Annotated in this window: 15 protein-coding genes; 10 read left to right on the top strand and 5 right to left on the bottom strand. The window is 44.6% G+C overall.

The window, feature by feature from the left end; all coding sequences use genetic code 11:
- The first annotated feature begins 554 nt into the window (after positions 1-554).
- A complete protein-coding gene (locus R8O10_RS17535; protein WP_017635223.1) occupies positions 555-2,525 on the top strand; it encodes a replication initiator protein RctB domain-containing protein in 1,971 nt (656 codons plus the stop codon).
- Between the two features lie 289 nt (positions 2,526-2,814).
- Here the strand turns inward: R8O10_RS17535 and R8O10_RS17540 are convergent, their stop codons facing one another.
- From R8O10_RS17540 to R8O10_RS17550, 3 genes are read right to left on the bottom strand one after another with little or no spacing between them, the layout of a single operon-like run.
- Positions 2,815-3,282, bottom strand: a complete 468-nt coding sequence (locus R8O10_RS17540) for a hypothetical protein (protein WP_047102478.1) — start codon at positions 3,280-3,282, stop codon at positions 2,815-2,817.
- Positions 3,282-4,214, bottom strand: coding sequence for an ATP-binding cassette domain-containing protein (locus R8O10_RS17545; protein ID WP_258457229.1), 933 nt, complete (start codon positions 4,212-4,214; stop codon positions 3,282-3,284). The genes R8O10_RS17540 and R8O10_RS17545 overlap by 1 nt, the downstream gene beginning before the upstream one ends.
- A 2-nt stretch (positions 4,215-4,216) precedes the next feature.
- On the bottom strand, positions 4,217-5,065 hold the full coding sequence (locus R8O10_RS17550) for an ABC transporter ATP-binding protein (RefSeq protein WP_005374497.1): 849 nt from the start codon (positions 5,063-5,065) through the stop codon (positions 4,217-4,219).
- A gap of 361 nt (positions 5,066-5,426) precedes the next feature.
- Here R8O10_RS17550 and R8O10_RS17555 point away from each other — a divergent pair, with 361 nt between their 5' ends.
- Positions 5,427-5,624: a PA3496 family putative envelope integrity protein gene (locus tag R8O10_RS17555; RefSeq protein ID WP_005374493.1), complete on the top strand. Its 198-nt coding sequence runs from the start codon at positions 5,427-5,429 to the stop codon at positions 5,622-5,624.
- Between the two features lie 238 nt (positions 5,625-5,862).
- Positions 5,863-6,924 carry a GTP cyclohydrolase II gene (gene ribA, locus R8O10_RS17560; RefSeq protein WP_017635221.1) on the top strand — a complete coding sequence of 354 codons (1,062 nt, stop codon included), beginning with the start codon at positions 5,863-5,865 and terminating at the stop codon, positions 6,922-6,924.
- A 68-nt stretch (positions 6,925-6,992) separates the two neighbouring features.
- On the opposite strand, the gene R8O10_RS17565 is transcribed toward ribA, so the two are convergent.
- Positions 6,993-7,748: an ABC transporter substrate-binding protein gene (locus R8O10_RS17565; RefSeq protein ID WP_318191582.1), complete on the bottom strand. Its 756-nt coding sequence runs from the start codon at positions 7,746-7,748 to the stop codon at positions 6,993-6,995.
- 68 nt (positions 7,749-7,816) lie between these two features.
- Here R8O10_RS17565 and R8O10_RS17570 point away from each other — a divergent pair, with 68 nt between their 5' ends.
- From R8O10_RS17570 to R8O10_RS17580, 3 genes are all read left to right on the top strand, one after another.
- On the top strand, positions 7,817-9,715 hold the full coding sequence (locus tag R8O10_RS17570) for an ATP-binding protein (RefSeq protein ID WP_005383197.1): 1,899 nt from the start codon (positions 7,817-7,819) through the stop codon (positions 9,713-9,715).
- A 100-nt stretch (positions 9,716-9,815) separates the two neighbouring features.
- On the top strand, positions 9,816-10,025 hold the full coding sequence (locus R8O10_RS17575; protein WP_005374484.1) for a DUF3283 family protein: 210 nt from the start codon (positions 9,816-9,818) through the stop codon (positions 10,023-10,025).
- A 135-nt stretch (positions 10,026-10,160) separates the two neighbouring features.
- Positions 10,161-10,877, top strand: a complete 717-nt coding sequence (locus R8O10_RS17580) for a YebC/PmpR family DNA-binding transcriptional regulator (RefSeq protein ID WP_005374482.1) — start codon at positions 10,161-10,163, stop codon at positions 10,875-10,877.
- 72 nt (positions 10,878-10,949) lie between these two features.
- Here R8O10_RS17580 and rodA read toward each other — a convergent pair whose 3' ends face one another.
- On the bottom strand, positions 10,950-12,032 hold the full coding sequence (rodA, locus tag R8O10_RS17585; protein ID WP_017821057.1) for a rod shape-determining protein RodA: 1,083 nt from the start codon (positions 12,030-12,032) through the stop codon (positions 10,950-10,952).
- Between the two features lie 393 nt (positions 12,033-12,425).
- Between rodA and R8O10_RS17590 the strand changes: the two genes are divergently transcribed.
- Genes R8O10_RS17590 through R8O10_RS17605 form a run of 4 tightly spaced genes read left to right on the top strand, consistent with a single transcriptional unit; the run spans position 12,426 to position 15,836 of the window.
- On the top strand, positions 12,426-13,094 hold the full coding sequence (locus R8O10_RS17590; RefSeq protein ID WP_318191583.1) for a hypothetical protein: 669 nt from the start codon (positions 12,426-12,428) through the stop codon (positions 13,092-13,094).
- A gap of 9 nt (positions 13,095-13,103) precedes the next feature.
- Positions 13,104-13,802 carry an ABC transporter ATP-binding protein gene (locus R8O10_RS17595; RefSeq protein WP_222712172.1) on the top strand — a complete coding sequence of 233 codons (699 nt, stop codon included), beginning with the start codon at positions 13,104-13,106 and terminating at the stop codon, positions 13,800-13,802.
- A complete protein-coding gene (locus R8O10_RS17600) occupies positions 13,790-15,058 on the top strand; it encodes an ABC transporter permease (RefSeq protein WP_262637827.1) in 1,269 nt (422 codons plus the stop codon). Before R8O10_RS17595 ends, R8O10_RS17600 begins: the two co-directional genes overlap by 13 nt.
- Entirely contained in the window at positions 15,051-15,836 is a 786-nt protein-coding gene (locus tag R8O10_RS17605) for an outer membrane lipoprotein-sorting protein (RefSeq protein WP_054575276.1), read from the top strand. The genes R8O10_RS17600 and R8O10_RS17605 overlap by 8 nt, the downstream gene beginning before the upstream one ends.
- Positions 15,837-15,846: the final 10 nt, after the last annotated feature.

The following is a 15,846-nucleotide window of genomic DNA, read 5'->3' on the forward strand; positions in this document are numbered from 1 at the left end:
CTTCCTGTAAATAAGCAGAGACTAGTATTTACTTCTAAATATGAGCGACTTGAATGTATTTTAATCAGATGAGTGATATCTCATCAATATGGGCGCCAGAACGATAGATATATTGGCTCTTGATCATCGATCCGAGTATAAATAACATCACCAATGCACAATATAATCATCGTGAAGATCATTATTAAATACTGCATCTGTGGATAACCTGTAAAAACATCATGATCATCGTTTCAAGACTCTTTTGATCATCTTTTCATAACCTTAATGATCATGCTTACGAATAAATATGATCATGCTTTCAGGTTATTGTTGATCATACTTTCAGACTTCTTATGATCATAGTTCCGAAATACATGAAAATAATAGCCTTATAGAACAAAAGCTTAGCGAGAAATTTCAAGCCAGATCATTAGATCATATAATCAATTAAGATCAGATTAATCAAAAAGATCAGTTATTTAAAAAACAATCTTTTTTCTTTATTTATGATCTGTTTTTCTTTATTCTTCGGAACCATAGCACAACTACGGCTAGTGTGATCTGGATCTAAAATGACGGCTGATGAAAAAATTCTGATTAAAGCACCGAGAAGCCACAAAGATGGCCATCTTTTTGAGGTACATGAATCCTCTGCGGATTGGGTAGAGCAGTACCAACATTTCAAAGGGGTGACCAAAAGCATCTTAGAGTTGCTTAATCTGATCTCATTACGAGGCTTCAGCAGCAAGGATGGTTTGGTTTCAACCACAGAGATTGTTGAAGCAACAGATGGGCAACTTACACGTGCAGCTCTGCAACAACGTTTGCGCGCAGCAGTAAATATTGGTTTATTTACTCAAACACCAGTGCGTTTTGAAGAGGGACTTGCTGGTAAAACGATGCTACATAAATTTGTGAATCCAAATCAGCTTATATCTGTGTTGGGAGCAACAAGTCTTGTTACAGACAAAGTTCGCCAGAACGAGAAACAAAAACGTTCGAAAGCATTGGCTCAGACTCAAGTAAACAAACGTTTGTTGAATGAGCACGGGTTAAACACACCTCCCACGATGAAAGATGAAGCTGATCAATTTGTTGTATCTCCAACAAATTGGGCTGGGATCATTGACCAAGCACTTGCGCCACCAAGAACTCGAAAAAGTTATCAGAAATCCATGGTGTCGATCTCTGGCACAAAAGCCGTTATTGAGACGCGATCATCCAAAAATATCATGACTGTGGATGATCTCATGACCCTGTTCGCTCTCTTCACGTTAACGGTTCAGTATCATGATCATCACAAAGATCAGTATCAGCTTGATGCGGCTCACGTACCAAACAAAACGCCGCTATACATCACTGATATTTTGTCGCTCAGAGGCAAAAAAGACAGTGGCCCAGCTCGTGATTCCATCCGTGACAGTATCGATCGTATCGAGTTTACCGATTTCCAACTGCATGAACTCACTGGCCGATGGCTCAGTGAAAATATGCCCGAAGGCTTTAAGAGTGACCGCTTCCGCTTCTTAGCCCGTACCATCACGGCTTCAGAAGAAGCGCCCGTTGAGGGCAGTGATGGCGAAATTCGTATTAAACCCAACTTATACATCTTGGTGTGGGAACCGTCGTTCTATGAAGAACTACTAACACGCGATTATTTCTTCTTGTTCCCACCAGAAATCCTGAAACAGCATACGTTGGTGTTCCAGCTGTATTCGTTTTTCCGTAGCCGTATGGTGCGCCGACACACAGATTGCATGCTGTTGAGCGAGTTAAATCAGAAGCTTGCACGTAACATTGAATGGCGTCGGTTCTCCATGGATCTGATCCGAGAACTAAAGCGTTTGTCTGATGGAAAAGGGAATGATGATCTATTCGTCGTTAATTTGTGGGGTTATCACCTGACGATCGAAACCATGATCGAAAATGACAAAGTGATGGACTACCAGATCGACATCAAATGTGATGTCGAAGAGGTCTTACGTTACTCGCGAGCGCGAACGACCAACGCAGGAAAGCGTAACATGGCGCCTACGCTGCCAAATCCACTTCGTAATGAGATGGTAACCCGACAACAGCTTGAGGAGCTCTCAGGCATCATAGACGGCGAATTTGAGCCTATTCAACGCAAAGCACCGTCTCCAAGAGGAAATTTAGGGCGACGCGTGAAGCAAAGAAAGCATTTGGTAGAGATCAATGCTGATGAGATCACCATTACTCTATCTAAATACACCTCACCAGAGGCTCTAGAACGCAGTATAACGGCTTTGTCTGCGATGACAGGGCACTCGTATGCCTCAATCAAAGAGGAGTGCTCAGATTACATAGAGAAGCTCGACTGGCTAAGGGTAGGGGATGAGCCGATTCCTTATGAGACATTAAGTAAAACCGTCGAGCTTTTTAACACCCAGAACGATGTTAAGCATCTTACCATCGAGCGCTTGATTGCGGGGTTAGCGGTGCGTCGGAAAGTTTGTCGTCAAATCTTCGATGGTCACATGGATGAAATGGTATTTCGTGCCTTGGATGAAATGGCGATTTAAAAGTGTCGCTTGATGTGTATCAAGCTATAGGTGTGATGTATCGGTTTGAAATGTAACAATGTCTTTCGATGATAAAAAACAGACTTAACTCTTACAAACCACTGACATTAGAAGCCAAGCCTAATACTACTATTTATCCCGAATAGACAACCTTTTGTCCTTTCTGATGATTAATAGATTGGCTCATATTGTTACATTCATTCTGAATAGACTTCGCGAGTTTCTCCTCAGGAAACTCGCTTTTTTTTGCCTAAAATTCCGCTAATTAAGCCTTGATCATTTTTCCGGACTAATGAGGTAAACCTTGATCATGCTTCTTGGGTTCATTCCAATGTAATGAACGCATCAACGCAACATGTGATTCGATTAAGCTATGGGCTTGTTCCTGCCACTTGTTTTGATCACACTGCTGATTACAAAACTCTAACGCCACAACGGTGAGATGCTGAAGTCGTCTCAAACACCAATCTTTGATCAGAATATCAGTCGAGACTTGGCATGCTGCTTGTTCAAGCTTTGCACTCGTATAAAGCAAGGTTTGATATGCTTTCTGAGGGTCTTGGTAGCTTGCATGTTGAAACACGCGTAAACATCCATCCAACCAGCAAGCAATCGCTTTACTTTGAAGATCGCTCAATTCGGGTCCAAACACGTCATCAGGCACCTGATATAAGATCGTTTCCAATTTTTCTACTTGATCATGTTTCCGCTGTTCGTACCACATGGCGATTTGATCTTGCCAAGTACTCAAATCCATTACGCTGCCTCAGTCCATTGTTTTACATAGTGATTTGGCCCTATTTGATCAAATTCGTCGACAATTATGCTGCTACGTTGACGAATTTCATCGGCATCTATCGAATAGTTTGGCTCATTTTTCACTAAGTTACCAAAAGGTAAGTCAGGATCAGGAACGGCAGAAATCAACAGCTTAGTATAAGGATGCTGCGGATTCTTAAGTATTGAATGAGTGTCGCCCCATTCAACGATTTGCCCTTTGTACATTACTGCGGTTTCTTCCGCGATGTAGTGCGCAGTCGCCAGATCATGAGTGATGTATAAAAAACCAATTCCCAGTTCTTGCTTCATTCGTTGCATTAAATTCAACACTCCCAAGCGAATAGAAACATCCAGCATAGACGTAGGCTCATCCGCAAGAATGATTTGCGAACCTACCGCTAAAGCCCTTGCTAAGTTTACTCGCTGACGTTGCCCACCACTGAGTTCGTGAGGAAACTTATTCAATGTCTCTTCAGGTAGTTCCACCAGCTTTAGGAGCTCTTCCAAGCGGGCTGGGATGTCGCGCGCGTTTTTGACTTGTTTATGAATTTCTAAAGGACGTGTTAGGTGATGGCGAATGGTATGAGTTGGATTGAGAGAGCCAAACGGATCTTGAAACACCATTTGTACTTTACTGCGATATTCTTGTAGAGCCGATCGTGACGTGATCTCATTTATGTCAGTGCCATTGAAAAGGATCTCGCCTTGCGTTGCTGGATAGACTTTGGTTATTAAACGAGCGCAAGTACTCTTACCGCAGCCTGACTCTCCAACCAAAGCCAAGGTTTTTCCTGCGTACAGATCAAAAGTCACTCCTTGAAGCGCACGAAAGGTTTCCTCTTTCGCTAAACCACCGCCTACTTTGAATTCTTTAATCACATTTTTCATTTGGATGATAGGCTGGCTCATGGTTACGCTCCTTGTAACTCTGGTTGTTTGTGGACGTCATGGATGTTTGGGAAAGAAGCCCATAGCTTTTGCGTGTAGGGGTGTTGAGGATGATTGCGTATATCGTATGCTCGATTGACTTCGACGATTTCTCCGTGACGCATGATTGCAATTCGATCACATAGTTGGCTCATGAGTGCCAGGTCATGAGTGATAAAGAGGACTGAAAAACCGAACTCATCTCTAAGCTGATAAATTTGCTGTAAAATTTCTCTCTGTACCACTACATCTAATGCTGTTGTGGGTTCATCCATAATGATCAGTTTTGGATTTAGAGACAAAGCAATGGCTATCACCAAGCGCTGACGCATTCCTCCTGAAAATTGATGAGGATATTCTGCTAAGCGTTCTCGAGGAATATTGACCAAGTCCAACAACTTTTCTGCTCTATCTTTTGCTTGAGCGTTAGTGAGGCCTTGATGATGTCGTAACACATCTGCAAATTGCTCTTGTATCGTTAAGACAGGGTTGAGTGAGTTCATCGCGCTCTGGAACACCATGGCGATTTCACTCCACCTTAGAGCGGTCAGTTCAGAGTCTGAGATACTAAGGATATCTTTGCCATCAAACCATATTTTACCGCCAGAAATGAACGCTGGCGGCTTATGAAGACGATTTATTGAGAATGCAATTGTGCTTTTACCACATCCAGATTCACCGGCAAGACCAAATACTTCGCCTTTGCCGATATCAAAGCTGACGGACTTTACCGCATTAAAATCACCATTATCAGTGATGTAATCGACGCACAAATCTCGGATCTGGATGACCGGGTCATTGTGGTATGCATGACTTAAGTTAATACCATCCATATAAACACCTTACCAAGCTAAAAGATAATTATTATCATTATCAGGTGTGGCGGTTTTTAGAAAGTATCAAACTATGAATCAGTGAAGTGACTCGAAAGTTAGGTGAAACAGGAAGTGGTGTAATGCGTCGTTGATAAAACTAAAGAAGAGCAGAATTGAGAGCTAGATCAGCACACTTTTCGTAGGGGGAATTACTCAAATTTAATCGTAAATTTGTCCCTTGGCAAAACTTAAATGATGAATCTATTAAGGAGTTAACGAAAGGGCGGGAGGGGTCACATTTCCCTACAGTTTTTCTTACCACCTTGTTCCGGTTTTGCTATAGATTACGCATCGAAAACATGGTGTGTTCGGAGGAAATATGTCCATTAATTCTATCGACCATGACGAGATGACCAACATCGCTCACAAATGGGAATTACCTGATGAGGAAACCGTTGTGAAGCCAGAGAAAACAGTGAAATCAGCAGAAGCCAGAAGACGCATTGAAGCGTTACGTGAGATCCGTGAAAGTGGGTTGACCATTGAAGAAGCAAGGGAGCTTGGCTTGATACACTGATCGCCTCAGGTTGGTTTAGCAACCCATAGGGTAGTCGACGGACTGCCCTTTTTATTTTTTCACTCTATTACTCTCTTATTCAAAACCTCCATTTACCTGTCTTGCGCCTCAAAAGCACGAGTTTCACACTCACGTCCCGTCCCGAAGAAGTTTGACAATCTGACCTTGTGTTACTAGATATATCAGTAGCGATATGCTTTTTGTTGATTATCGCAACCACAAAGCAAGGAGCGCAAGTATGGTTGATCAAATCCTTTTTTATGAGCCCGATGAGCCCCACGGTTTTCTCTCAAATTTTTGCCATGCCCCAGTCAATATCTCCTCCCAAACTTGGCCCACCAGCGAACATTATTACCAAGCCCAAAAGTTTCTCGATGCTCAGTTGCAAAGTAAAATTCAGCACGCAAGCACCCCTGACGAAGCGTTTGCTTTAAGCCGCAAATACGAACACTTTGTCAGAAGCGATTGGGACGATATAAAGTTGGCTGTTATGGCTTTCATCGTTAGGGAAAAGTTTCTACAAAATCCACCATTAGCGCAGCAATTAATGAGAACGGGTAACGCTTGCCTAACAGAGCATTCTCATAAAGATGCCTTTTGGGGAGACGGGGGAGATGGTAAAGGAGAAAATCATCTAGGAGAGATTCTGATGAATGTGCGGGCAGAGCTGAGACATGTTGAGCCTTACAATCTCGTGAAGTTTATCGATAAAGCCAAATTGCCCACCCAGTGGGGCACATTTATGATGTACGGCTTTATTGAAGCCGCGACAAATAAAGAGCATCTTGCTCTGGTCTATGGTGAGCCAACAAAAAGTGCAGCTCCACTTATTCGGTTGCATTCGGAGTGTCTTACCGGAGATGCTCTATTTAGCACGCGTTGTGACTGTGGTTTTCAGCTTAATAGAGCGCTACAAAACATCGTCAAAGAGGGATGTGGCGTGCTGCTTTATTTACGTCAAGAAGGGCGTGGAATCGGCTTGATTAATAAAATTCGTGCCTATCACTTACAAGATGATGGCGCAGATACCGTGGAAGCAAATGAGCGTTTAGGTTTTGCCGCTGATATGCGTGATTACGCGTTCTGTAAAGGAATGCTAGAGCATTTGGGGATTGACGCTGTGCGTCTAATGACGAATAACCCACGCAAGCTCGCCGCCTTAAAAGCGGTTGATATTAACGTCATTGAACGAGTGCCATTACAAGAAGGGAATAACCCAAGTAATCAACATTACCTGCAAACCAAGGCGAGTAAATTGGGGCACATGTTTGATCCTAAGTTTGTTAACCACACTAAGTAAGTGCTACAGATTTCCCAGAAACAAAAACGCCAACGTATCATCGTTGGCGTTTTTGTTAATGAGGTGATTCATTGATACTTTTGAATGATTTCATCAATTTCCCCTGAGGCTTTTAATTCGACGAGTCGTGTATTGATGTAATTTTGAGTTTCTGGTTGCATTTGAGGAGAAAAAGCCAGGTAGATTGAGTAGTCAGGAATAACCGAGCTGAAAGGCTGTATCTGAAAATTCTCTAACGGCAAATTGAGTCGCTTTAAGTTGTAAAGAACTCGGGATTCCATCTCGACAAAAGCTGTATCTCCAGGGGTTCGGCTTATCACTCGGTATGCGGCGTTGTAGTCTTTCACGCGCATTTCATTGACACTGCCATTTTCAAAGAACGGTGTTAAATTTGGATAATCAAACCCCAGCAGTAATACAATAGAACGACCATGCATCGTATCCATATTTTTGAACTCTAAAGGCTTCTCGCTACTCGATACCAGTACATGTTTTACAGTGTAAATGGGCTCCTCAGATAAATTTTCCGATTGCACCTTGCCCCAGTTCGGGCTGCCATAAGTTAACCAGTTTGGCTCAGCGCCTTCTTCCAATATGGAAATCATACGTTTAAATGGATAAGTATGATAATTCACTTGGTAATCCGACTCCGCGAAGATAGCGCTGACGATATCGGTCACAATTCCGGAGTGCATTTGTCCCTGTTGTTCAATTTGAAATGGTCGAGCTTGTTCAGCAATGATGTAATAGTTCACTTGATTTGCGGTCACATGAGAACTTACAACAATTAAGCTAAAAGCCAATCTAAGTAGAAGTCTTTTCATCGTATCCTCGATTATTATTTGTGCGTAGCTATATTTAGAGTAGCGCAAGTTTATCGGAGCGGTTTCATATGGATGAAAAAGAGCGATCTCAACGTCGTTTTAGTATCGGCAACCAACTTATGTTGGCGGTATTAACGTTGAGTTTAATCTTTACGGTCATCATTTCTACAGTGAGCTTATATCGAGTTTTTCACGAAGATTTAGCCCATTTAGATGTTGAATTAAAGCAGGTTGAGTCTAGCTATTTATCGAGCTTTTCTGCGAGTTTGTGGGTAGAGGATAGGGAGCTGTTGCTGACACAAGCTCAAGGTGCAATGCGTATGCCCTCGGTGGACTACTTACGTATTGCTAGTGAAGACGAAGTTATCATTGAATTAGGTTCGGCGCTTTCTGAGGATGTTGTCGAGAGAAGCTGGCCGATGCAGTATCGGGTCGGCGATAAAACGTATGATCTCGCGATATTAACGGTTCAATCGGATCTTAGCGCGATATATGAAGATCTTTGGCAGCAGTTCTTTTTTCTACTTACGACAGAAGCGATCAAAATTCTTGTCCTCATCATTGGTGTTCTTTGGGTGGCGTTTCGCTTGTTGGTCAATCCATTACAATTGCTGTCAGGTGCGGTGAGCGATTTTCGTGGTGGTACAGTGCCGAGTAAAGTGACTCTCCCTAAACGATGGTGCTTTGATGAAGTGAGTGTTTTGGCAGAGAAATACAACCGAAGTGTTGAGAAAGTGAAAGAGCACCAGACTGAGTTAGAAGCTGAACGCGACAGGGCAGAAGTCGCTAATCGTAAGAAAAGTGAGTTTCTTGCCACTATGAGTCATGAGATCCGCACACCGATGAATGGCATTATTGGTGTGTCGTCGTTGCTCAATGACACCGACCTCGATCCCCAGCAAAAAGAGTTTGTAGAGATCATTGACAGTTCTTCTCACTCACTAATGACGATCATCGACGACATTTTGGACTTCTCTAAAGTTGAAGCTGGCAAAGTAGAGCTGGAATACACGAGCTATGATCTTCGCGAGCTACTTGACGATGTCATCAGTTTACATAGTGTCAAAGCCAAGCAGAAAAACTTACAGCTGCTCAGCGATATTGATCCTCACTTGCCAATGGAAGTGCAAGGTGATGCCACACGATTGAAACAAGTTCTGAACAATTTGTTGAGCAACGCGATTAAATTTACCGAGCGCGGCCATGTGAAGCTTCTTGTAGCGTTATCTCGACTTGATGGAGAGACCGCTCATATCCGGTTTCGAGTTGTGGATTCTGGTATTGGTATTGCGAAAGAGCACCAACAAGCAATCTTCGAACGCTTCCAACAAGCTGATGGTAGTACCACCAGAAAGTATGGTGGGACAGGGCTTGGTTTGGCGATAGCTGCACAGTTGGTTAACTTGATGGGAGGGGAAATACAACTAACAAGTGAGCTTGGGCTGGGAAGCTGTTTTGAATTTTCGATTCCTGTTGCTGTAATAAATGCGCAATCGACCTATACCGACCAACTTAATGTATTAGATTTCCGGAAAGCGGAAGACAACGAAATCAGCCCTCAAGATAATGATAAACCTTGGGTATTGGTTGTTGAAGATACCATCGTCAATCAGAAGGTAGTTCGCATCATGTTAGAAAAACTGGGTGTGCGAGTGAGTGTCGCCAACCATGGCGAAGAAGCATTGCAGCTGTGTGATCAGCAGCCTTTCGATTTGATTTTTATGGACTGCCAAATGCCTGTGATGGATGGGTTTATTGCTACGGAGCGAATTCGAAAAATGGGAGAGTGGGGGAAACACGTTCCAATTATTGCGCTAAGTGCCAATGTCATTAAAGAGGATCAGCAACATTGCTTCGATGTTGGGATGAACGAGTTCGTGGCTAAACCCGTTACCAAGACTCGATTACAACAAATATTCGAACAGCATTTACCAAAAGCACTGAAAATCAGCGCTGTGCCTAAATAGTTAACTTGAAATCGATCAAGTTAAGTGCGTTTCTATTCTGTAATTGTAACTCTGTGTGATATAGTGCCCGGCTAGTATTTAAAGTACCTTGAGGCTGTGAATGTCGTTTAATCTATCCCTATTGCCGCCTGACGAAAAAAACAAAATCGAACTGGATAAGCAGGCGTCGTTTTTGGTTTGGAAGCTCAGAGAGGCCAAATCTGGTCCTGAAGCAATAGAAGAACAGTTGTCCAAGATTAACGATGCTGATGAAAAGGCGTTTTTCCAGCAATCGGTCGAAAAGTACAAACGAGTAATGGGTGTCGCTTAACGCGAACCGTGGCAATGGTTCAATCCAATGCGACGAATGAGGTAACCTCCCTATTCCTTTGCTAAGCGAAATTGAAAAGGTTTCGCTTTTTGCTAAAATCCTTCGCATTAAATTTGAATTTAGAGAGACATCCCGATGGGAAGAAGTTTTGAAGTGCGCAAAGCCTCTATGGCGAAAACTGCAGGCGCGAAAATTAAAGTTTATTCCAAATACGGTAAAGAAATTTACATGTGCGCGAAAAACGGTGGTGGTGATCCAGACATGAACTTGTCTTTGAAACACCTGATCGCAAAAGCGAAAAAAGACCAAGTTCCTGCGCACGTTATCGATAAAGCGATCGACAAAGCGAACGGTGGCGGTGGTGAAGACTACACTCCAGCACGTTACGAAGGCTTCGGCCCTGGCGGTACTAGCGTTATCGTTGACTGTCTAACAGACAACGGCAACCGTACTTTCCAAGATGTACGCCAATGCTTTGTGAAAGTCGGTGCGAAAATTGGTGTTGAGGGCTCGGTTTCTCACATGTTCGATCACCAAGCGGTATTCCAGTTCAAAGGCGACGATGATGAAATCATCCTAGAAACGCTAATGATGGAAGACGTAGACGTTACTGACGTTGAGCTAGAAGACGGTGTTATCACTGTATTCGCACCTCACACAGAATTCTTCAAAACAAAAACTGCGCTTAACGGTGCATTCCCAGATCTAACGATCGATGTTGAAGAAATCACATTCGTTCCGCAAACTCATACGCCTGTATCGGGTGAAGATGCTGAGAAATTCCAGAAATTCCTAGATCTTCTAGATGACTGTGATGATGTTCAGCAGGTTTACCACAACGCAGAGCTGTAATTAATTCGCTCATATCGTTGTAAAAAGGCTTCCTTAGGGAAGCCTTTTTTGATCGCTTTTTCTCAAGCAACGCTATGCGTTACGATATTTGGAATAACACAGCGACATGATTACACCAAAACAGATACCTTGAGTTAGCATCGCCGTGCCGCCATAGCTAAAGAAGGGAAGTGGGCTACCCATTACTGGCAACAAGCCACTCACCATGCCCGTATTGATAAAAGCATACAGAAAAAAGCTCATCGCTAATGCGCCACTTACCAGCCGACTAAAAAAGTGGTCAGACTGACATGCAAGCAACATAACGCGTGCAGTAATAAACAAGTACAATGCGAGTAAGACTAAACTGCCAACAAAGCCCCATTCTTCCGCATAGGTCGAAAAAATAAAGTCCGTATGACTTTCTGGAATAAAGCCAAGTGTTCCCTGCGTTGCATTCATCCAACCTTTGCCTTTCATACCGCCTGAGCCAATCGCAATCAAAGATTGGATGATTTGGTAGCCCGAACCCAGTGGATCGGACTCAGGGTGCAAGAACTGTGTTACACGGCTCTTTTGATAGGTTTCCATAACGAAGAACCATAAAATAGGTGCTAACGTTAAAATGCTCGCAATAAACCCGCATATTATTTTCCAGCTCATGCCAGCCAAAAACAAAACGAACAATGCATAAATGACGGTAAAAACTGCACCGTCTAAATCCGGTTGTAGCGCGATTAACCCGGCAGGAATCATTGTAATAAGTAAGCAAAACGCAATTTTCCGACTGTCTGGTCGACCTCCTTCAATATGCAGCATCCAGGCGATCATGATTGGAATGGAAAGTTTGATTAGCTCAGACGGTTGAAAGCGGAAGAAGCCGATATCGAGCCAACGTTGAGAGCCATTGGTGCTATCACCAAATAAAGCGACAGCAAGTAGCAGAGCAACCGCAATAATGTAGAGATATGGAGCTGAGCGCTGATAGCTGGACGCTGGAATCGAGGACATGACCAAGATACAAACTAATGTCAGTCCGCAGCGCGCCAAATGTTTGAAGAGCATCGCCTCATTAAAGCTACTGGCACTCCAGAGAGTGAGCGAACTTAACAGCATGATCGGAATGATCGCCATTAGCAGTGGCAAATCAACTCTTGGGAAATAACGCTTATTCATTTTCAACGACCTAATAACGCACCTATTTTGAGTGCGAAAACAACTAAAACTCGAAGAGTTCAAACTATTCCGATGCTAAGAATCTCGATTTCGAAACAACAGACACCATGCAAAGGTGTGTAAGAAAGGAGAGTGCGACACTGTCTGTTATGGGTAGCTGTGGGATGGATAAATACACTAGCCTCAGATTTTAAGCCAGTGTTTTTATTGTGACTGCCGTAAAAATGTAGAGTTACGAATGAGCGGAATTGTATTTTCTGTTTAAGTGAATGTCATTCATCCTCTCTCAATACCATTCACTCTGCATAACTGCCATTGGTCGCATGCAAAAGCAGCGTGCGACCTTCTCCCTTAATCTGAAACCATCAAATCACGTTCAACTAAGGACAGTACATGATGGTTTCTCAATCTCGCTCAATCAAAGCTCTTAAACTGGCAAGTACGTTTATCGCCGCATTTGCACTTAGCAGCAATCTGGCTCTGGCTAACCCAAGCGAGCGCACACTCAGTCAATTCAACCAAGCGGCGCAGGGTGACTCTGGCTTAGTTGATACTGTTTATGGCGAACTATCCAAACAACTCGAAGAGCAGGGCGCAACGCCGGTGACCTTGGTTTACTTGGGCAGTGCTGAGACGTTGCAAGGTCGTGAGGCGTTTATGCCTTGGAACAAGATGAAGTTCACCGAGTGCGGTCTTGCCACAATCCAAAAAGGCTTGGATTTAATGGCGAACCAGCCAGTTCCACTGCAAGAGCAACAACGCTTACAAGGCTTGCCGGAATACCAGCTAGCTACCGCCATGGCAGCTACTACGTTTACCTCTCTGCCAGACATGTTCAATCACTTTGAGCGTGGCTACGAGCTGTACCTTTCTCTGCTCGATGAACCGAGTTTTAGCCAACAACCTTTCGCCGCAACGTCTTGGATTTACCGTTATGCCATTGAAGCGGCACTGCGCGCTAAAGATGTTCAACAAGCCAAAATATGGTTAGCGCAAATGGAGCAATTGGGCGACAGCAATCTAGAAACGCAAACCGCGAAAGCTTTGTTAGCCAAGTATTAGGGAGGCGTCATGATCGTTTTTAATCAACTCAGTCGCGATTACGCCCTTGGCAGCCAAACCGTACGTGCATTGCGAGACGTTTCTGGTGAAGTGTTTTCCGGCGAAATGGTGGCTCTGTGCGGGCCGTCTGGCTCAGGCAAAAGCACCTTACTTAACGTGCTTGGCATGCTGGATACTCAATACCAAGGTCAGGTGACATTTGCAGGCAGCCCATACCCAACCGGACAAATGCATGCGGCGAAAATGCGCCGAGAAAAGCTTGGTTTTGTGTTCCAAAAATTCAATCTTGTCCCCGTGATGACGGCGCTAGAGAACGTGGCTTATCCGCTGCATCTCAACGGCTTTTCAAAAGCAGAACAAACCGAGCTCGCCACACAAATGCTAGAACACGTTGGGTTGGGTGAGTTTATTCATCACATGCCCGATAACTTGTCGGGCGGTCAGCAGCAGCGTGTGGCAATTGCGCGCGCCTTAGTGCACAAACCTGCATTGGTGATCGCTGATGAGCCAACCGCAAGTCTTGATAGCCAAACTGCCAACAAGGTCATCGACATTATGAAAGGGCTCGGACACGAGCTTGGCACCACTTTTATCGTCGCCACTCACGACCCTCGCATGGCATCCCGTTGCGATCGCACCATTGAATTGGTGGATGGCAAAATTACCCAAACGCACGCAAGTGTGGAGGAGGTTTCATGGGCAAGCTAATTCCAGTTTCCGTTCGCCTTGCTTGGTTGAACCTGCAACGCAATCGCCGCCGCAGTTTGTTGTCGATGCTGATCATCGCCATTGCCGTGTTTGCCTTAACCAGTGCGGGCGGTTTTGGTCTGTACACCTACGACAGTTTGAAAGAATCGACAGCGCGTGACACGGGGCATCTGACGTTAACCACTCCGGGTTACTTCGCCAAAGAAGAAGAGATGCCGCTGAGTAACGGGTTAACTCACGCCGACGACATCACCAAGCAATTGATTGGCTTAAACGAAGTGCGAGGCGTGCAGCCGCGAGTTGAATTCAGCGGTTTAATTTCCAACGGCAACAAGTCATCGATCTTTATCGGCATTGGCGTGAACGAGCGCGAATTCGATATGAAAGGACCGTTTTTGGATGTGCGCGAAGGGCAGACGCTGTCCAACATTCACGCATCGCGTTATGACCCAGCAGAGCCAGAAGTGATGCTCGGCGTTGATTTGGCGAATAACCTAAGCGTGCACGTTGGCGATTGGATTACCTTGCTGGCGACCACAACCGATGGCGCATTGAACGCGTATGACTTCAAAGTACGTGGCATCTATTCAACAGGCGTGCCTGAGCTTGATAAACGCCAGTTGTACGTGCACATCAACAGCGCACAATCGCTGCTCGGTTCAGACAAAGTCAGTGCGCTATCTGTCTTCCTATTCGATACCAGTTTAACTAACCAAGTCGAGCAACAAGTGGCTTCGGTTTTGAGTAAGCAAAAGCAGAACTTTGGCGAGCAAGATATTGAGATCACGCCTTGGCAAGAACGTGCGTTCTTCTATCTCAAAGTGAAAGATTTGTACGACCGCATCTTCGGCATCATGGGCGCAGTAATGGCGTTGGTAGTCTTTGTCGCCCTGTTCAACACCATGACCATGTCGGTCACCGAGCGTACACGTGAAATCGGCACCTTGTCGGCGCTTGGGAGCTACCCTCGCGAAATCATTGCTGGGTTCTTGCGCGAAGCAGGGTTACTTGCGGTGATTGGCAGCTTAATTGGCGCTTTGTTTACAGGGTTAGTTACCGTCTTACTGATGGTCGTGGATGTGCAAATGCCGCCACCACCAGGACGTACAGAAGGTTATCCATTGACGATTTACTTCTCTTGGGAGCTGGTGGCTATAGCAGGATTTGCAGTAATGATGATTTGTTTGATTGCAGCGTTTTTCTCGGCGCGCAAAGGGGTGAACAAGCCAATTACGGAGGCACTGATTTATGTTTAATTTCAAATCACTATTACCAATTGCATTGCTAACGGTAAATGGCGTTGCAAGCATGAATGTCAGTGCGAATGAAACAGCACTAGATGCACAGCAAGTTGCGCAATTGATTGAAAAAGCCGACAGCTACCGCTTGCAAGATGATTCCTCCAAAGTGGTGTCTCTGGTGCGCTTATATCAAGACCAAGAGTTAGATAAAACTCGCCTTTACCACGTGTACACGCGTCCAAATCGTGAATCGCTGGTGGTATTCAAATCGGCGGTTGAAGCAGGGCAAAAGATGTTGATGATGGGCGATAACTACTGGCTGCAAATGCCAAAGAGCCGCCGCCCGATTCGCATTACGCCAATGCAGAAGTTGCTTGGGGAAGCGTCTATCGGCGACATCTCAACCCTGACGTGGAGCCAAGATTATCAAGGTGAATGGAAAGCGACAGAAACCGTTTCGGTGAACGGGGAAAGTGTCGCGGCTTATCACCTTGCGTTAACCGCGAAAACCAAAGGGGCGAGCTATCAGAAGATCGACTTGTGGTTGTCTGAGCAAGATGCGTTTCCAATCAAAGCCGATCTTTACTTGCGCTCGGGCAAACTCGCCAAGCAAGCGCAATACGGACGTGCAAGCGACAACGGTGAAGACTACGTCAGTGAGATGACCTTGCTTGATAGCATTCAGCCGAGCAAAAAGACCGTTATCGAGTACCAAGAAATCGTGCCTTGGCAGCTGGATAACAAGTTCTACAACCCAAGTTATTTGCCAAAAGCCAACACGACTCAGCTTTAGTCTGAGCTTC

It is taken from the genome of Vibrio sp. 1727 (genome assembly GCF_033344415.1).
GTDB classification, from domain to species: Bacteria; Pseudomonadota; Gammaproteobacteria; order Enterobacterales; family Vibrionaceae; genus Vibrio; species Vibrio alginolyticus.